This is a genomic window from Gracilibacillus kekensis, assembly GCF_900143085.1.
GTDB lineage: Bacteria > Bacillota > Bacilli > Bacillales > Amphibacillaceae > Gracilibacillus > Gracilibacillus kekensis.
In genome coordinates, this window is record NZ_FRCZ01000002.1 from 366786 (window position 1) to 385941 (window position 19156).

The following is a 19156-nucleotide window of genomic DNA, read 5'->3' on the forward strand; positions in this document are numbered from 1 at the left end:
TCCCTACTAGATTATTATTCTTTTGCTTGTTTTTTCTCACTGCGAATCACAATAATTCTTTGTAAAACGATAAACAAAAATAATAAGACACCAATTGCAATTTTGGTCCACCACGAACTTAAGGTCCCTTCAAAAACAATGATGGTTTGAATGATCCCAAGAATGAGCACACCAACAACACTGCCCGCTACATAACCTGCACCACCAGTTAATAATGTTCCACCAATAACGACCGCTGCGATGGTATCTAATTCCATACCATTTGCATGTAAGCCATAACCAGATAACATATAAAATGTAAAGATTAAACCAGCCAATGACGCACAAAAGCCACTTAACGTATAAATCAGTACTTTCGTTCTTCCCACAGGCAATCCCATCAACATTGCCGATTGTTCACTGCCTCCAATCGCATAAATCGTTCGACCGAATTTTGTAAAATGACCCAGAAAAATTGCGATAATGACAATGATAATAGCAATCACAACACTTATCGATATGAAGGTACCACCTGGTAATGGAATTTGTGTACTTGCCATATAACTAAAAAAAGGATGTTCAATTGCAATGGTTTCGACACTTATGACATAACTTAAGCCTCGTGCTAAAAACATCCCTGCTAGGGTAACAATAAACGGTTGCAAATTATAGAAATGAATCAGGGATCCTTGTACCATTCCTAGCACCGTACCTACTAAAAGACTAATAGGTACTACGATCACTGGAGATAATTGCGCTTCCATTGTCAAACTTGCTGCAACCATACTTGTTAAAGCAATGACAGATCCTACCGATAAATCAATTCCACCAGATAAAATGACAAACGTCATCCCTACGGCTACAACGATAAGAAAGGCATTATCAATAAATAAATTAAGAAATACCTGGGTAGAAAAAAAGCCGGTATAACGTAAGGAACCAAAACTAAACATAAGAACAAATAAAGCAATGGTGGCAATTAACGGAAGTTGTTTGTAATCAATTGATAATCGATTAATCATGATAAAGTAACACCCTCACTTTCTTTTTGTTCTTTTGTCTTTTTCAACTTACCAGTTCCGAATACTTTGCTCCGAAATTCTGGAGATTGTAATAAACAGACAATCAATACAACAACCGCTTTTACCACTAGGTTCGTTTCTGCTGGGACACCAATTGAATAAATCGTAGTGGTTAAACTTTGAATAATCAAAGCGCCAATGATTGTTCCCATTAAATAGAAGCGACCACCCATCAGAGATGTTCCTCCAATAACAACTGCTAGTATCGCGTCTAATTCAAACCACAATCCTGCGTTGTTTCCATCCGCACTCATTACATTAGATGATAATATTAAACCACCTACTCCAGCACAAAATCCGGAAAACAAATAAACCATAAGCATAATATTTTTCGAATTAATACCAGCTAATCTACTCGCATCTGGATTCGATCCGACTGATTCAATAAATAAACCTAACGCTGTTTTTCTTGTTATCAGTACTGCTAATAATAAAACAAATGCAACGATAAAAACGGAGAATGGTAAGGCAAGTAAATACCCTCCACCGATAAAATTATATGGATCATAATAAACGGTCGTAATTTGACCTCCCGTAATTAACTGGGCGACCCCTCTACCTGCTACCATTAAAATTAAGGTTGCGACGATCGGCTGCACACCTATTCTTGACACAAGTAGTCCATTCCAACCACCTACTAATGTAGAAATCACTAAAGCTAGGGCAATAGCTGTAAATAGTGGTCCAAGGCCATCTGTCTCTGCGTTTGCCACTGACATAGCACCAATTGCACCAGACATTGCAATCACAGAACCAACACTTAAATCAATACCTTTGGTGGCAATAACTAATGTCATGCCAATCGAAATTAACATTAATGGTGCCCCACGATTTAAAATATCAATAATACTTCCAGTTAGGCGACCATTGCGCACCTCGATTGATAGAAAACTACTATCAAAAAATAGATTGATTAATAGAATAAGTATTAACACCATGATTGGCCAAAATAATCTTGATCTCATAATAGATTTCCCCATATCACATTCCTCCGGCCATTTCTTTCATTAATTCTTGCTGTGTTAAACCTTTTTGGTTTTGATACTCCGATACTTTCTTTCGATCTCTTAGAACAGCTATCCGATGACTGGTTCGCAAAATCTCTTCCAGTTCAGAGGAAATAAATAAAATGGCTTTATTTTTTTGACTTAATTCTGTCATTAACTTCATAATTTCTGTTTTTGCTCCTATATCAATTCCTCGTGTAGGCTCATCTAAAATAAGTAATTCTGGATCAGTGACTAACCACCTAGCCAACATTACTTTTTGCTGGTTACCGCCACTTAAATTTTTGATTAATTGTTCTGGATTCGCAGGGCTGATATTCAAAAGTTCGATATACTCATCGGCAATTTTTGTTTGTTTGGTTTTCGATATATAACGAAACCATCCATTAACACTTTGGATAGCTAAAATAATATTTTCTCGAACCGTTAATTCTGGGATAATTCCTTCAGCTTTACGATCCTCAGAACAAAATCCAATATTATTTACGATTGCTTGTCGAGGTGAAGAAAAATTTAATTTTTCACCCTTTATTTTGATCGTTCCTTGATCTGCTTTGTCAGCACCAAATAATAGTCTTGCAATCTCGGTACGACCCGAACCTAATAAACCTGCAAAACCAACTATTTCCCCTTTTTTTAAGTCGAAATTAAAGGGGTGTATTTTTCCTTTTAATCCGACTTGATCAGCCGTTAAAAAAGTTTCTCTTTCTGCTGATTCGTGTGACACATTTTTCGTAACAGCTTCAAGTTCTTGTAGTTCCTTACCAATCATCTTAGAGACAAGATCGACACGGTCTAATTCTTCTGTCATGTATTCACCGATCCATTCACCATTTCTAAGCACAGTAAGCCGATCGGTAATTTCATAAATTTGATCTAAAAAATGACTGACAAATACAATTGCTAAACCATCTTTTTTTAACTTCCTAATAACAGAGAAAAGTTGTTTTACTTCATCACGATCAAGACTAGAAGTTGGTTCATCTAAAATTAAAATTTGCGCTGATACATTCAATGCACGCGCAATCGCAACCATTTGTTGAATCGCCACAGAATAAGAAGATAATAGCTTAGTGACGTCAATTTTTAATTGGAGACTCGCTAATAATGCTTCTGCTCGTTTATGCATTTCCTTCCAAGCCAACCGACCATGCTTTTTAATTTCTCGCCCGATAAAAATATTTTCGGTAACAGATAGGTTGGTACATAAATTTACTTCCTGGTAAACGGTACTAATCCCCTTTTCTTGCGCGTCTTGGGGATTTTTTATATGAACCGTTTTCCCATCCAATACAACGGAACCATTATCGATCGAATACACCCCAGTTAGTACTTTAATTAATGTTGATTTTCCAGCACCATTCTCTCCCATTAAAGCGTGTACTTCCCCTGGATAGAGTGATAGCTGAACATTCGACAATGCTCTCACACCAGGAAACTCTTTCACAATATTCTCCATAACCAATCGTGGCTGTCGCTCAGGCAACTCCATTACCTCCTTTTTGGCAAAGTGGTAATTTTGAATGATATAAAAACGTAACAACCGCTCCGGCTTGCCCACTTCGCTTTCCAGGGGACGTGTCTTCAGCTAACTTTTGTAAAGAAGTTCACTTTACAAAAGTGGATCTTCAGATCACGTTGATCCCCTAGGAGTCGAAGTGGACGCCTGCGCTAAGTAAATTTCTACAAATGAATGTAAGTAGTATAATAAAAGTTTTTTTCACTTTGTTATTAGACTCTTTTGTAAGTATCAAAATTCAACTGTCACAAACATTGTAGAGTATCATTATAGCGAAGGCCGCCCGCTTCAACTCCTGTAGGAACGTTTTATCCGAAGATCCACTTTGGCAAGCGGTTTTTGATTGCCAAAGTTAGCTGAGGAGAAAATCCCACGGAAAGGGAAGCGGGCAGCCGCAGCGACTGCTAAGCAGAAAAATAATTTCAAAATAACCACATTAAACATTTACCCTCATACGTTCATTCTTTTGATCATTTGTCTTTGGCTGGGACATGGATATTCTGTCCCAGCATCTTACAGTTTGCTTTGTTTCTTTTAATTAATATTCACGCGTTGGTAATAATTCTTCTGCTTGATCCATTGTGTACATGCTTTCCTCAACAGCAATTCGTTTCTCTAGTTCTTCACCAGCAAAGTGCTGCTCAATTAAGTCTACTAATTGTGGACCGAATAATGGATTACACTCGATCGTGACATTCATTTTTCCATCAGCCATTGCTTCAAATGCACCTCTTACCGCATCGACACCAATGATAATGATATCTTCACCTGGCTTTAGCCCATATTCTTCAATGGCTTGAATCGCACCGATCGCCATATCGTCATTATGAGAATATAAGACATCAATATTTTCTCCATCAGATTTCAAAAACGCTTCCATTACCTCTTTACCTTTCGCTCTTGTAAAGTCACCAGTTTGAGATTTAATAATTTCGAATTTATCTTCTGAACCAATAATTTCCTCAAAGCCTTCTTTACGATCAATTGCTGGAGCTGAACCAACTGTACCTTGTAATTCAACAATATTAACTGGTCCTTCTTCATCAGCCATCTCTTCTACTAACCAGTTTCCAGCTTTACGACCTTCTTCAACAAAGTCTGAACCTAAGAATGTAGTCCATAATGAATCATCTTCTATGTCTACGGATCGATCTGCTAAGAAAACAGGAATATTTGCATCTTTTGCTTCTTGTAATACGGTTTCAAAACCAGTCTCAACAACTGGTGAGAATACGATCGCATCCACTTTTTGTGTTATAAAAGAACGAATCGCTTTAATTTGATTCTCCTGTTTCTGTTGCGCATCAGAGAATTTCAGTTCATGTCCTGCGTCGGTGATGGCGTCTTGAATTGATTTGGTATTTGCTGTCCGCCACTCACTTTCAGCACCTACTTGTGAAAAACCAATAACTAATTTTTCACCAGCTTCTTCGTTTCCTTCTTCCTCTGTATCTGTTTCTGTTTCTTCTGCCTCATTTTCCTCTTCTGTTTGCTCTGGAGTATCATCTGCTGCAGACTCCTCGTTACTGCTTTCTTCTGATGATCCACATGCAGCCAGTAATAATAACAGACCTAATAATAAGACCAATATCCCCTTACTTGCTAAAAATTTCTTCATGTTCGTATAACCTCCCTTTTTTCTTTACCAAAATTGAATTGGTATGCTTTTATTTTAAAACGCTTTCATCAACTTTGTAATAGAATTTTTTTTGAAAAAAATTAATTATTTATCAAATCGTTAGAGAATAGTGTAATTTTTAAAGTAATAATTGTAATTTTTTTAAAAATATTTAAAATAGACTATAGAAACTTATTCTTATAAGTTAGAATAGGAGATACGATATGAGCGTATCATATTTCACGTAGTTAGGAGCAAATAATAATGAATGCGTTTTCAAAATTTCGAAAATTGCCGATTCGCTCTAAATTTCTGTTTGTATTTGTTCTACTATTTTTGTGGTTTGGTCTTATTCAATTAGTGCAGCTCTTTTTCTTTTTTAGTTATATCAAACAATATAATGAAATGACAGAAACCATCCATTTAACAAATTCTATTCATGGTCAATTAAGGGATCAATTAGAAGAAGAAATACGTGATATTGTTTATGGGAAAGTATATTTCGAAGATGGCAAACAATATCAGATTTTGAGTCAAATGGAAGAACATCTTAATACGGTGGCGAGTCAGGAAACAGCAAAACCTTTTACAAAAGAAATAACTGAAGTCCGAACGGTAATTGGTACCACAACCGAGTATATTGATCGTTTGGGAAATCAAATTAAAACAAATGCACCTGCTGAGGAAAAGTACATTACCCAGGAATATATCGGTATTGCCTCCGGTTTAATTAATGAACATGTCCAAACATTATTACAAGAAACATTGACAGAAAGCGAGAACCAGAAAGAAGCCATTAAGGATAAAATAAACCGAGATATACGTATAAGTATTATGGTATATATGTTTTTAGTTGTAGTTACATTCCTGTTAATTTGGACTGCATCCAAATACATGTTAAAACCTATTTATTTGTTACATAAACATGCAAGAGAAATCGCAAAAGGGAATTTAACAGAATCGATTAAACCCATTAAAGCCATGAATGAAATTGATGATCTCTACAATGCCTTTCACGTAATGACGAATTATTTGAAACATATCATAAGCCAAGTACATCAAACAAGTAATGAAATCATTCAGACATCACATTACATTCATAAGAGTACGGAAGAAAACTTATCTGCCGGTGAACAAATGACCGCCACTAGCCAAACCATCATCCAAGATCTTCAAACACAAAAACTCCAAATCGAATGGCTGCAACAACAGATTAATCTATTGTTAAAAGATCAACTTCAATTTCAAAAACGACTCGAAAGTCCAGAAATATCTAATAAACAATATCACTTCCAGGAACAGATCACTAATTCTATCAAGATGATGAAACAATTACAAAATCATATGAATGAATGCAATTCACAAGTAAAAAAATGTTTTAACAATATGGAGATTATCGGTGGGCTAGGCGAGGAACAATTAACTACCATTGAAGAGATTGCAGAAATCTCTGACAGACAACTTGCCTATGTAGATCAACTACGACATCAATTAAAGCAATTCCAAATATAGTGATTGACTTTCAATCAATAGCAGTTAGCAACTTCAGTTAATTGCTATCGAACCTTTTCAGGACTTTTTCAAGTGAAGATTTACGCTTGACTTTCGCTTTTCAAAGCTCAAACGATGAAAGATAGGTGGCCTCATGCATTGGAACTGGTTCAAGTTGCTAGACAAAAGCTTACGCACGAAAATGCTTGTCATGTTTGTACTGTTAACGGTGTTCCCGTTGATATTTATTGGTTTTATATCTTACACCAAATCATCCAACATCATATCCGAACGAGCATATAGTCTGGCACAAATTAAAAATAGCCAAATAGCACGTGAGATTGATGTTTTATTTCAAGATATTCATCGTTTTAATGAAATCGGCAAACAACAAAGTACTGTTCAGTTTCTTTTGCATCAAGAAGATACCTATGATGAAGCTAAAGAAATATTAAGCCTGTTTGATTTTTATCAAAAAAGCTATCTTTCTGGAGAACATATCTTTGATATTGAAATTATGAATCTTGAAGGAAAAACAATAAGTGATAAACGTGGTGTCTATCAACGAGATGTTACGACAACCGATGAGCAGATACACGCATTATTTAGTGAGGATCCCAGTCAGACCCAAATGAAAATTACGTATCAGGATGGGTTTCCTACTTTAGAAATTACCAATGCCATTGTGTGGGATATTACAGAGGCAATAATAGGAACGATGAAAATCACGATAGATGCTTCTACTATTACATCGATCTTAGCCGATAAGACATTAACAGATACTGAAAATAGTTCCTTTTATATTTCATCCGAAGACCGCGATATCTTTTTTAAACAAAAGAATCGTAATAAGGATCACCCGGTATATATTGACATGAGCCAAATGGATGAGAAGGAACAAGGTTATTATACTAGTGATGAAATGTTTTATGTATATGAGACTTCTAAAATGACCAGCTGGAAAGTGATCGGGCAGGCGCCTGTTAAAGAAATTATGAAAGACAGTAATGAAATTCGCAGCTTAATCGTTTTAACGGTAATTAGCAGTATTATTTTTATAATTGGATTGTACATGTTCATTTCCAATCGTTTAATACACCCCATCCGCTTATTAAAGAATAAAATGCAACAAGCTGCCCAAGGCAATTTGGAAGCAAAGGTAATACCTGTTGGAGAAGATGAAATTGCCACTCTAGGTGATAGTTTCAATCAAATGATAGTTAAAATAAAATCATTGTTAGATCTTAGTATTGAAGAAGAAAAAAAATTGAAAGCAGCAGAATTTCGCACGATGCAAGCGCAAATTAATCCACATTTTTTATACAACACACTAGATACAATTATTTGGCTTGCAGAAGCTAAGGAACATCAATCTGTAATCGAACTTACCAAAGCGTTATCACAATATAGCCGTATTTCACTTAATAAAGGAAAAGACTGGATTACGATTGCAGATGAGATCTCCCATATTGAAAGTTACTTATATATTCAAAAGACAAGATACGAAGACATATTAGATGTATCTGTTCAAGTTGATTCCGATATTTTACGCTATCATATTTTAAAATTATTGTTACAACCAATCGTTGAAAATGCGATCTACCACGGCATTAAAAATAAACGAGGACAGGGTTTTTTACGCATCAATGGCGGAGTAAATGAAGACGATTGTATTCGATTCGAAGTAATTGATAATGGGATTGGAATGGATGAAGAACGATTACAAGAATTAAGAGACCATCTCCACACCGGTGAGGTCTTACCAGAAGCTAAAAATGGTTTTGGACTAATCAATGTCCAGCAACGCATACAATTATATTATGGAAAAGAGTACGGGCTACAGGTAAATAGCTGGAAAGGTTCAGGTACAAGAGTAACAATTACGATTCCAAAATCGGGGGGAAGAAAATGAAAAAGATATTTTTAGTGGACGATGAAGCTGTTATTAGAAGAGGAATTGCCCAAAAAATTGATTGGGAAAAGGAAGGCTTTAGTTATTGTGGAGATGCCTCAGATGGAGAAATGGCCCTGCCTCTTATTGAAAAACACCAGCCAGACATTGTCATAACGGATATTAAAATGCCTTTTATGGATGGATTAACACTATCAAAAATCATCAAAGAAAAAATGCCGAACATAAAGATTATTATTCTCAGTGGTCATGATGAATTTGAATATGCCCAACAGGCGATTCGGCTTCAAGTGGAAGAATATTGCCTAAAACCTGTTAGCAGTCAGGATTTACTCACGATTTTGCGTAAAGTAAAAAAAGAAATGGAAGCACCACTTATTCACTATGCTAAAATTGACACCAAAGAGGATCTGTATGATCACTTATGTAAAGGCTCTTTGTCAACAGAAGAAATAGCACATCAAGCTAAAGCATTACAGGTTGATCTAATGGCTAGTTATTATACAGTTGTGGTAGTCGAATATGATGAAGAATTAAAACGTGTAGCTCCGTTTTATCAAAACGACCAAGCCTTATTTTTTGTTAAGGATACCAAATGGATTGTCATTTTAAAACATGACGTGGAACATATGTTAATGAAACAAATTAATCAAATACGCGAATCGCTCTCTTCCGTATTATTTGGTATCGGGTCAATTGAAACAAGAACTGAACATATTACATTGTCTTATGAAAATGCCATCGAAGCTTACAGTTACAGTCGCGCGGTTCATTCATATACCTCAACCATGTTTCTTAGTGACAATGAGGGCATTTATCAAGATTTGATGAGAGCTGCCGACCGTCGGAAGTTAATTCATTTTTTAAAATTTGGTCAATTAGATCAGGTCACTACATTCGTTCAGCGTTATTCGGACGTTATTTTAAATAAAAAAGAACACCCAAATGTATTTATCTATTACTTTTTATTAGATTTCACTATAACCATTAAACATCATATCGAAGAAACAGAACAATACGATGATGATTGCATGAAAGTGATTCAACAAGTAGAGGAGCAGATTCAAAAGGTACAGACGAAGCAGCAGATAGTTGAATACATGACAAATATGCTACTTCCTCTCTTTTCAAACAAAGATACTGGTAAATATGCAAAAGTGATTCAACAAGTAAAACAAGTCGTCTCCGAACGTTATCACGAATCTGGATTATCTCTTCAACAAATCGCGCTCGACGTAAATATAAGTGCTTCCTATCTCAGTAATATTTTCAGTAAAGAGATGAAGCAAACCATTACAGAATATTTAACAAAAACCAGAATCGAAAAGGCAAAAGAATTATTAGAAATGACAAATGACAAAACCTATGAAATAGCTGATAAGGTGGGATATAATGATTCTCATTACTTTTGTCATATTTTCAAAAAAATAACGGGAATGACTACAAAAGAGTACAAAAACCACCTAACAAATCAGTACTCTGCTACTATAGGATAATTTACTCCTTTGGTGCTGTAGCCAAACGTTCATTTTTAAATGAGGGATACCGATGAAAAAATGGAGTATTATGCTTATCATCCTTTTAAGTATTATTAGCTTCCTTTTAATGTTTATTGATTCTGGTCCAGAAGAAACTGTGATGCCTATCAAACCTGTGAAAACGATAGAAGAAAATACTCAAACATTTGCGATCATATATCCTGTTGCACACCCTTTTTTTGAGAAAATTACAGAAACAGCTCAAAAGGAAGCTAACAGATTGGGCATTAATGTGCGAATTGATGCACCAAAAATCGCATCTGCTGAGGATCAGGCTACACTTCTAGAACTATATATTAAACAAGGTGTGGATGGTATTGCTATCGGTCCCACCGATCCCGAAATGATCACACCATTAATTGATCAGGCAATTGACCAGAGCATCCCAGTTGTTTGTTTTGATACCGATGCACCTAACAGCAAAAGGCATACGTATATCGGTACGGATAATTATCTGGCGGGTCTCCACATTGGGGAAACAATAGCGCAATTACTAAATTATGAAGGTGAAATCATCGTAAGTAGTGGATTACCAACAATGGAAAATTTGAAATTAAGAATCGAAGGATTGCAAACAGTCATAGATAGCTATCCAAAATTAACAATCGACACTATTACACATAGTGACGGAACAGCACCTTCTACACTGGAAAACATTGAAACTATGGTCGAGGGCTATCCAGACTTTGATGGCTTTGTAGGGATCGATTCTCTTGCTGGACCAGCTGCTATAACAGTGTGGAAAGCTCATGGATTGAATAAAACAGCAGTTACTTTTGATGATTTACCACTGACTATGGAAGGGCTTGAAAATGGACAGCTTACAAGTATCATTTCTCAAAACCAAGAAAAGTGGGGAAAATTAATCATTCAGAGTCTGTTCGAACAATTAGAAGGTGAAAAGGTAAATCAAACGAAGTATACAGAAACAGTCGAAATTAAAAAGACTCAAGATTAGCAACTAGCAAAACAGCAATTACTGTAACATCTTTATTTACCGATGTATGTAAGCAATATACCCACATCAAGTCAACTAGCTATTAGGTTAGGACGTACTTTCCTTCTAGTATGCATAAAACCCAAACGAATATAAATCGTTTGGGTTTTTCTAGTTGAGAAATTCTTTTTGTTCGACTCTCGTCGCTTGGTACTTTTTCATATATTTTATCGATAGCGATACTTTAGTAAACATTGATCGAGAAAGTCCTGTGGTAATTTCCGCACTGCTTTCTGCCAAATATGAATGTGAATAAACGCAAAAACACTCACTAAAGCTATGATTGCCATTGGAATATAAAGTGTAACAATAGCGAACACGAAGCCGATCAAACCAATTAATATAATATCCGGCAATATAGTAATTGAAGCTATCCAAGCATTTTTCCATAGTTTTAATCCTTTTAAATGGGAGGTCACAATTAATGGTATCATAGCTAGTACAGTGAAAATTAAAATGCTAGCAGCAAATAACCAAATGATCTGCATAAATAAATGCACAATACCTGTCAATGTTGGAATAAAAATAGCATTAATGACGAGGATCATCGTTATTGCTCCAATATTAATACCTAAAAGCCATGTATTCCTAAAATTCTGCTTAAAAGATTGGAAAAATGTCTTCCATATTCCAATCTCAATTCCATTCTTGGACCATTCCACTATCACTGAATATAAGGCAACGGTAGCGGGAATTACTGTAACAACCCCTAAAGAGAAAAAAAACCAAAACAACTGTAAAGTGACAAATGAAGCAAAAACATGCAACATACGAAACAGCGCCGGTTCAGATTGATTCACTCCATCACCTACTTCGATTTATTTTTTAGAATTAGTTGTTACCATTATTACCTTTTTCTAAAAAAATAAACGTAATCATAGTGGTGATTTTATATTTCTCCAAGGACGGAATTGTAATCCTCGGTATCAACGCTTTTCCAATGTAGCTATTTTGAAATATAGTGACTATTAAATCACCGCTTCGGCTGTCCACTTCCCTTTCCATGGCGTTTTCCCTTCAGCTAACTTTTTCGAGCACAAACCGCTCAAAAAAGTGGATCTTCAGGAAAAACAGATGCCATAGGAGTGGAAGTGGACGGCCTACGCTATAAAGTGGTTCTACATCATTTGTGAGAGCTAACTTGTCGAGCCTATAAACAATATGAAGTAAAAGTTGCGATATCACTACTTACATCTATTGTAGCGCATTATTTAGCGCAGGCCACTTCGACTCCGCATTTGTCAGCGCGATCTTGAGATTCACTTAAAGTATCTAAATTTCACTTGAGTTTCTTATAATTAACTCAGGGTCTACTAAAACAGATTTTTGTACCTTTCTTTCATTAATTAGGTCATGCAGCATATTGGCTGACAACCTGCCAATCTTGATTTGATCTTGTTTAACCGTAGCTAAACTGGGCTCACTGTAACGACATGCTTCAATATCATCACAACCCACAACTTTTATATCACGAGGGACAGATAAACCTGCTTCTTTAATCGCCTTCATTGCCCCTAATGCCATCATATCTGATACTGCGAAAACAGCATCTGGTTTTCCCTCAGCTTGTAGCATTTCTTTCATTTTTTCATAACCACTTTGCTCGAAGTAATTTCCGTATTTAATCCATTCTTTACGTAAATCCATGCCAAAGTCTTTCATTGATTGCACAAATGAATCCTTACGCACATTAGAAATCACCGAATCTTCCTGCCCCCCAATAAATGCTAATTTACGGATGCCATTCAGATAAAAATATTCTACTACCTGTCGCGAAATTTTGTGGTTATCTGTCATCACATAGCTGGATCGTTCACCTGTTAATTTTAAATCGACAGCAACCGTTGGTATATCACTTTGATCTAATTGGTGAATGGTTTCACCGATATTTTCACCAGCGATAATTAAACAGCCATCTAATTGATAGTGTTTCGCTCGAGCAACGTAATCTTCTTTTCCAATATTAAAAGCTTGATTTGAAAATACGAGAATATCATATCCTAATTGCCCTACTGTATTTTTAAACACATTGATGACTTGATTGAAAAAGGGGTGGTTAAATTCTACATGTACTTCCCCTGCATAAATAAGTCCAATCATATTCGATTTTTTAGTAGCTAATGCTTTTGCTGAAAAACTAGGTTGATATCCAGTATCTTCTATAATTTTCTTGACTTTTTGAATCGTATTGGGACTGATACTTCCTGTCTGATTGATAACTTTAGATACTGTACCAGGTGAAACCCCAGCCATCTTTGCAATCTCTCTTATCGTTAGTTTCATATTATGATCCCTCTATTTGAATTTATGAATGTTTACTAGTTTATTTTTAGCTTTTTATGGTACCCTTTGTCAAATTATAATACTCAATAGTTCTTTAAGCTAATTTTATTCGTTTTGCCACCGTTTAACCAGTTGTTAATGAAAATCTTAATAAATGGAGACCCCAAACCGTACCCTAAACTATGATCATCGAAACCTGACAGGAAGTAAGCATCCACTTACACACAGGTACGTTTACCAATGAAAACATTTAATTCATACTAAGTATCTTCTGGATTTAAAATAATAATTTTACCGTCTTCCAACATTACTTCGAGTTTATTCTGCTCCGGTGTTAATCCGATCCCATCCAGATATTCTCTTGGAAGCTGAATTCGGCCAGTCCGATCTATTACCGCTAACTCAACGTGTGTATCCTCTTCTTTATCTTCCTGAGTATCTAAGTCGTTTTCAGAAGAAAAAAAGTTGCGTCTTAAAAATTCACTTGAGGTTTGACCATCTCGAATAGATACAACTCGATCCATTTTCTGTGTCAGCTGAGTATCATGGGTAACAATCACGATAGTAATCCCGAGTTCTCGATTCAATTTGCGAAAAAGATCGAGGATAATATCTGCAGTTTTAGTATCAACGCTGCCAGTCGGTTCATCCGCCAATAAAAGACTAGGATTATTAGCTAAAGAAATTGCAATTGCAACTCGCTGTTGCTCCCCACCGGATAATTTATCTAACTTACTATTCATTCGATGGCCTAAATCTACCATGTTTAATAGTTCCATTGCACGCTCCCGTTTATAACGACCCTTTAAAAGCATTGGCAACTCCACATTTTCAACTGCTGTTAAGTAAGGAATTAAATTCCTCGCATTATTTTGCCAAATAAAACCGACTGTATCTAGCTTATATTTAACAAGATCTTTATCAGATAGCCTAAGCAAATCTTTACCATCAACGATTAACTTCCCGGCAGTTGGCCGGTCCAATCCTCCAAGCATATTTAATAATGTGGATTTCCCGCTGCCACTGTTTCCGATAATACCCATAACTTCCCCTTTTTCCACTTTCAAATCAAGCCCTTGAAGAGCCATCACTTCCATCTCATCGTCAATTTTATAGATCTTTACTAGATTCTCACACGTTATCATATTAATCCTCACCTAACTTTATTGCCTGATGTATTTTAATTTTTTTCAATAACAAAACAAGAATCGTTAGTCCAACAACCAGCATAAATCCAACAAATAGATAAATTCTCCACATATCAGCAGGATCAAATATTACTTGAAAAGGTGGTACGATCGTTTGCGGATCAAATGACAATTGAAAAAGAGGTACGAATAACCTGCTCGTTATTCCGCCAATAACTATCCCAAATAAACAAGCCATACCAGATGTCAGCAGTTGCTCCCAAACGAGCATTCCGATTAATTTATGGATTGGAAAACCCATTGCACGGTAAACTCCATATTGTAATGTACGTGATTTCACAGTAAGAATCCAATATAATAAAAAGCCAATAAAAGTAATCATCATCGAAATGATAAACCCTAATGTCAACGTTCCATTTATTCCTAATAAGAATGCACTCGTTTTTAACTGGATTAATAGAGGCTTGACATCTTTCAAATCTCTCACAGGCAATTTATCTTGTTTGATCGCTTGATATAATTCGTTTCTAGTTATTTGCGGATCCGTTTTCAACCAAATGTGATACGGTTCTAAGCCCATTAAATTTTGAACGTAAGGTAAATTAGCAACAATTAATGATGGATTCTTATCTTCTTCCGTGTCTGATATTGGATTAAATGTTGGCCAATAGTCAATTATCCCATAAACGACAAATTCAGCAGTATCTGAACCGTCCCACTCCACCGTTAAGTAGTCTCCCTCTTTCACACCTAATGAGCTGGATACCGATTGTGATATAAGCACAGCGCTAGGCTCATTCGCAAGTAAATTTAAATAATTGTACCAATGGTGTGGAAGCAAAGTGGATTTAAACCATGCAGTCTGACCAAAATCATTCGGCTCTATGCCAAGCATTTCTGTTGAAAATAATGTATTTCCCTTTGCCTCCACTTTAACAGGGTCTTTTGTAAAAACTCTTGTTGCATGTTCGACACCTGTTAATTGAGTATAAGGTTCAAATGGTGGTTCACTATAAACAATTTCTTTGGTTTCCACTTCTTCTGTTACATCGATGTCTTCTTCTGTTGTTGCGTTTTCAGCGATAGCTTGGTTTCCTGCCAATATTTCATTACTTTCCCACTCGACTTCAAGCTGTATATCAGCACCATTCTTATAAAGAATTTGTTCTTCTAAGTTGTTATTAATGGTACGAGCAGCACTGGCACTGTACATACCAACACCAATTGTCATTATCAAAAACAACATTAAAAATTGATATTGTTTCGTAGAACGACTTACTTGCAAAAATGTAGTGTATAGGGAAATGGACCAAAACTTCTCTCCCAGACGATAAATGATCTTTAAAGCAAAAGGGTATATTCTTAATAGAAATAGACCAAGTCCAATAATAAATATCGCAGGTAAAAAAAATAAAATCGGATCCATATAAACATCTTCACCTGGCATAACGGAAGCTAATGCCTTTTGTCGTTTCTGTAAAGAAAATAAGCCATATATAGCTATAGCAATTAATGATGTATCAATAAGCAGTGTATACCATTTAAAATGATTTTTCTTATCCTTATTTGACTGTTTTTGATGAATAATACTTTGGTTGGAAGCTATGTAAACTGGTATCATTACCATAATTATAGCGGCGAAAACAGCAACTAATCCATAAATATAGGACTCGGGTGAAATTTCTATTGGAAGTGCACTTCTATTCACAAACTCCAAAAAGCCATTGGTTGCTCCTAATAATTTACAAAATTGCAATCCAATAAACGGTCCAATCACAAAGGCTAGCAGACCTAATATAGCTATTTCAATGAAATACATAACTACAATTTGCAATCGATTCGCACCACGACTAGCTAATACTGCGATTTCATTTAACTGTCTATGAACGATTAATCGAGACACCATAAATAAATAGATACCCAGCATGATTAAAACCGGTATATTCAGTGACCACAACATTGTCTTTAATTGTTCACCTTTTTTTAAATAAGATGATAATATATCCTGTGTTGGAAATTCTACAAGAATAATTGTTTCCATCAGCGTACTTACTTCCGCATTCACTTTTCTTTCAAGATTTAATAAAGACTGTATATCGCTACTTTCGAAAGCTGTATAATCAAAAGCTGTCACAAACTTACTAGTTTCCAGTAAGTCATGATTATTTTTTATTAAATCGTTTTTAAATAATTCTTCCGAAATAATAAAATCTTGACTATACGCATTAGGGGATAATGTCCAATATGGGTCATTCGTTTCTTTCACACTGAAGGTTCCAACTGGTTTTACTTGATATTGAGCTTCTCCTTCCCCAATTGTTAGTATATTTCCCACAACCATTTCCCTGTCCAGCAATGCCTTCTCCGGTACCAAAGCTTCATAAACTCCTTCGACCTGCTTATCACTTGGGAGTCTGCCATCCGTAATCGTAATATGATCCTCTATATTTGATAACGAGAGAATTCGGGTACTCTTTTCTTGGAGTTCTTCCTGGAGACGAACCCGCTGGGGCGATGTACTCAATATAGTTACTTCTGTTTCTTTAGGCAGTTCTGTATTCATCACTAATTCTTGGTTTAACTCTTCCACTCTGTTTAAAATAGACAAACGATTAATTTCATCATCTTTCGAGTAATTCACTGAAAAGGAAAATTCTCCTGGATACTCTTGTTCTTCTATTTTATAATCTTCCAATTCTCCTACCAGCAATTTTTGAAGCACACCGGAAGTATAGGTCGGTATACTGGAAACAAGTGATACCGTAATCAACAAGCCGAGGAATAAGCTAACAGTGAGCCAGCGATTGTTAAGCATTTTCCGAAAAATTATTTTTATGGTTGCCATAGCTCAATTTCCCCCCTCTACTTGAGTATTACTTCGTCTCCCTCTTCTAACCCTTTAGTTATTTCTACCTCCGTAGCTGAAATAATTCCTGTTCCTACATCAATTTCTCTTTTTGTATTATCTACAAGAATCTGAACATAATTTCTAGCTCCAGATGTTCGTAAACCGTTTTTAGGTATGATTAATGTTTCCTCTTTTTTAGCGATAACTATTGCAATTTCCGCACTTTGGCCAACCTCTATATCGATTGACTCTGTTTCTACATCAATTAAAAGCGATCTGCTATATAAATCGGAATCAGTTTCTGCAATATCTTCCGGAATGTCGTCAGGTGTTTGAACAACCTCACCTTGCATTTTTTCTCCATTAATGGTAACGTTTACACCCATTCCGATTTCTATTTCTTCTAATTCGCTAGTATTAATTGCTGAATAAAGAAGTTGTAAATTAGCTGTATCAGCCACACGAACAATGGATTCGAATGCTTCTATGTTCTCACCAATTCCCTTATCTGTTACAAAAGTTACCATACCATCCATTGGAGCAACAATTTTAGATGCTGCCAATTGATCCTTTAACTGGGAGAGACTTAGTGCTAATCCTCGCTTATCTAATTTTGCTATTTCAATGGAATATTTATCTGCCCTTTGTTGCTCCAGCTGTTTGACTCGCAAATCGGCTTTTTGATAGTCGATCTCTAGTTGTTGTATTTCACTTTTCACATTTCCACTGTTGACCTCAATCAAGGTATCACCTTTTTTAACGATATCCGATTCTTTCACATGTACTTTTTCAAGACGCCCTCCTGTTTGTTGGTAAAATAAATTCTCGCTAGTGTGGGGGCTAAATGTCGCTGTTCCTGTTAACTGTTTAACAATAGTCCCTTTTTCTACTTCTGCTACGTCATAATTTACTTTCGCAGGCTCCACTAATGGAGGAGCAATTACTTGCTCCTCTTTAGGAAATATGGAACAAGCTGTTAACAGTAAAGTTATAGCCATAAACAGGAACAAAAAAATAAGTCTAAGCATGATTCTCTTTTTTTTCATCTGCAAGCTGCCCATCCTCCAATGCATAAACATTGTCTAACATTTCTAAAATTTCCGGATCATGTGTTGTCATCAAAATGGTCATGTTATCCTTTTCGGTTAACTCTTGAAATACATTAATAATACGAAATGCCCTATTAGAATCTAATTCTGCGGTTGGTTCATCGGCCAAAATCAATGGTGGCTTAGGTGCGATTGCTCTAGCAATGGCGACACGTTGTTGTTCACCACCAGATAGTTCAAACGGTCGATGATTTCTTCTTTTCGCCAGTCCAACAAGATGAATCGATTCATCGATTCTCTTTTTCCATTCGGCCCTTGGTACATTTGTAATTCGAAGACCGAATTCAATGTTCTCTTCTACAGTCAACAAAGGTACTAAACCGTATGATTGAAAAATAATACCCATATGCAACCTTCTTATTTCAGAACTTTGCTTTTCCGTAAATTGACTTATTTGCTTATTTTGAAAATAGATGTCGCCTTCTGTAGGTTTATCCAAAGTACCAATTAGGTTTAATAAGGTCGTTTTTCCTGAACCAGACCTTCCTCTTAAAGCTGTTAAACCACTTTTATTAATGGTAAAATTGATGTCTTTCAAAACTTGAACCTTATTATTTCCTTTACCAAAGGATTTTCCTAGATGGCGCACCTCGAGGAGAGAATTCATTTTATTTGCCACCACTTT

The 19156-nt window shown here is 35.8% G+C and carries 14 protein-coding genes; 4 read left to right on the forward strand and 10 right to left on the reverse strand.

The window, feature by feature from the left end:
• Positions 1 to 14: 14 nt before the first annotated feature.
• The 4 genes from yjfF to BUC25_RS07295 form a co-directional block, all read right to left on the reverse strand.
• Complete coding sequence (gene yjfF, locus BUC25_RS07280; RefSeq protein ID WP_244535151.1) at positions 15 to 1001, reverse strand: galactofuranose ABC transporter, permease protein YjfF; 987 nt, start codon at positions 999 to 1001, stop codon at positions 15 to 17.
• Positions 998 to 2041, reverse strand: coding sequence for an ABC transporter permease (locus BUC25_RS07285; protein ID WP_084543401.1), 1044 nt, complete (start codon positions 2039 to 2041; stop codon positions 998 to 1000). Before BUC25_RS07285 ends, yjfF begins: the two co-directional genes overlap by 4 nt.
• A gap of 1 nt (position 2042) precedes the next feature.
• On the reverse strand, positions 2043 to 3554 hold the full coding sequence (locus tag BUC25_RS07290) for a sugar ABC transporter ATP-binding protein (protein WP_342039388.1): 1512 nt from the start codon (positions 3552 to 3554) through the stop codon (positions 2043 to 2045).
• 571 nt (positions 3555 to 4125) lie between these two features.
• Positions 4126 to 5205: an ABC transporter substrate-binding protein gene (locus BUC25_RS07295; RefSeq protein ID WP_073201205.1), complete on the reverse strand. Its 1080-nt coding sequence runs from the start codon at positions 5203 to 5205 to the stop codon at positions 4126 to 4128.
• A gap of 264 nt (positions 5206 to 5469) precedes the next feature.
• On the opposite strand from BUC25_RS07295, the gene BUC25_RS07300 reads away from it, so the two are divergent.
• The 4 genes from BUC25_RS07300 to BUC25_RS07315 all read left to right on the forward strand — a co-directional run bounded on the left by BUC25_RS07300 (position 5470) and on the right by BUC25_RS07315 (position 11104).
• The gene (locus BUC25_RS07300) at positions 5470 to 6717 is read left to right on the forward strand and encodes a HAMP domain-containing protein (RefSeq protein ID WP_073201206.1); all 1248 of its coding nucleotides are present in this window, start codon (positions 5470 to 5472) and stop codon (positions 6715 to 6717) included.
• A gap of 133 nt (positions 6718 to 6850) precedes the next feature.
• On the forward strand, positions 6851 to 8608 hold the full coding sequence (locus BUC25_RS07305; protein WP_073201207.1) for a sensor histidine kinase: 1758 nt from the start codon (positions 6851 to 6853) through the stop codon (positions 8606 to 8608).
• Positions 8605 to 10104, forward strand: a complete 1500-nt coding sequence (locus BUC25_RS07310) for a response regulator (protein ID WP_073201208.1) — start codon at positions 8605 to 8607, stop codon at positions 10102 to 10104. The genes BUC25_RS07305 and BUC25_RS07310 overlap by 4 nt, the downstream gene beginning before the upstream one ends.
• A 52-nt stretch (positions 10105 to 10156) precedes the next feature.
• Positions 10157 to 11104: a substrate-binding domain-containing protein gene (locus tag BUC25_RS07315; RefSeq protein WP_073201209.1), complete on the forward strand. Its 948-nt coding sequence runs from the start codon at positions 10157 to 10159 to the stop codon at positions 11102 to 11104.
• Positions 11105 to 11310: 206 nt separating this feature from the next.
• On the opposite strand, the gene BUC25_RS07320 is transcribed toward BUC25_RS07315, so the two are convergent.
• The 6 genes from BUC25_RS07320 to BUC25_RS07345 form a co-directional block, all read right to left on the reverse strand.
• The gene (locus tag BUC25_RS07320) at positions 11311 to 11943 is read right to left on the reverse strand and encodes a YesL family protein (RefSeq protein WP_073201210.1); all 633 of its coding nucleotides are present in this window, start codon (positions 11941 to 11943) and stop codon (positions 11311 to 11313) included.
• Positions 11944 to 12415: 472 nt separating this feature from the next.
• Positions 12416 to 13426, reverse strand: coding sequence for a LacI family DNA-binding transcriptional regulator (locus BUC25_RS07325; protein ID WP_073201211.1), 1011 nt, complete (start codon positions 13424 to 13426; stop codon positions 12416 to 12418).
• A gap of 260 nt (positions 13427 to 13686) precedes the next feature.
• A complete protein-coding gene (locus tag BUC25_RS07330; RefSeq protein ID WP_073201212.1) occupies positions 13687 to 14571 on the reverse strand; it encodes an ABC transporter ATP-binding protein in 885 nt (294 codons plus the stop codon).
• A 1-nt stretch (position 14572) separates the two neighbouring features.
• On the reverse strand, positions 14573 to 17419 hold the full coding sequence (locus BUC25_RS07335) for an ABC transporter permease (protein ID WP_073201213.1): 2847 nt from the start codon (positions 17417 to 17419) through the stop codon (positions 14573 to 14575).
• Between the two features lie 17 nt (positions 17420 to 17436).
• On the reverse strand, positions 17437 to 18468 hold the full coding sequence (locus tag BUC25_RS07340) for an efflux RND transporter periplasmic adaptor subunit (RefSeq protein ID WP_244535159.1): 1032 nt from the start codon (positions 18466 to 18468) through the stop codon (positions 17437 to 17439).
• Complete coding sequence (locus BUC25_RS07345) at positions 18443 to 19138, reverse strand: ABC transporter ATP-binding protein (protein ID WP_073201215.1); 696 nt, start codon at positions 19136 to 19138, stop codon at positions 18443 to 18445. Before BUC25_RS07345 ends, BUC25_RS07340 begins: the two co-directional genes overlap by 26 nt.
• Between the last annotated feature and the right edge of the window lie 18 nt (positions 19139 to 19156).

What these genes read in the sequence shown, in the direction of transcription:
- yjfF (WP_244535151.1), bottom strand. Translation starts at nt 1,001, where the DNA reads ATGATTAATCGATTATCAATTGATTACAAACAACTTCCGTTAATTGCC.
- BUC25_RS07285 (WP_084543401.1), bottom strand. Translation starts at nt 2,041, where the DNA reads ATGGGGAAATCTATTATGAGATCAAGATTATTTTGGCCAATCATGGTG.
- BUC25_RS07295 (WP_073201205.1), bottom strand. Translation starts at nt 5,205, where the DNA reads ATGAAGAAATTTTTAGCAAGTAAGGGGATATTGGTCTTATTATTAGGT.
- BUC25_RS07300 (WP_073201206.1), top strand. Translation starts at nt 5,470, where the DNA reads ATGAATGCGTTTTCAAAATTTCGAAAATTGCCGATTCGCTCTAAATTT.
- BUC25_RS07305 (WP_073201207.1), top strand. Translation starts at nt 6,851, where the DNA reads ATGCATTGGAACTGGTTCAAGTTGCTAGACAAAAGCTTACGCACGAAA.
- BUC25_RS07310 (WP_073201208.1), top strand. Translation starts at nt 8,605, where the DNA reads ATGAAAAAGATATTTTTAGTGGACGATGAAGCTGTTATTAGAAGAGGA.
- BUC25_RS07315 (WP_073201209.1), top strand. Translation starts at nt 10,157, where the DNA reads ATGAAAAAATGGAGTATTATGCTTATCATCCTTTTAAGTATTATTAGC.
- BUC25_RS07325 (WP_073201211.1), bottom strand. Translation starts at nt 13,426, where the DNA reads ATGAAACTAACGATAAGAGAGATTGCAAAGATGGCTGGGGTTTCACCT.
- BUC25_RS07330 (WP_073201212.1), bottom strand. Translation starts at nt 14,571, where the DNA reads ATGATAACGTGTGAGAATCTAGTAAAGATCTATAAAATTGACGATGAG.
- BUC25_RS07335 (WP_073201213.1), bottom strand. Translation starts at nt 17,419, where the DNA reads ATGGCAACCATAAAAATAATTTTTCGGAAAATGCTTAACAATCGCTGG.
- BUC25_RS07340 (WP_244535159.1), bottom strand. Translation starts at nt 18,468, where the DNA reads ATGAAAAAAAAGAGAATCATGCTTAGACTTATTTTTTTGTTCCTGTTT.
- BUC25_RS07345 (WP_073201215.1), bottom strand. Translation starts at nt 19,138, where the DNA reads ATGAATTCTCTCCTCGAGGTGCGCCATCTAGGAAAATCCTTTGGTAAA.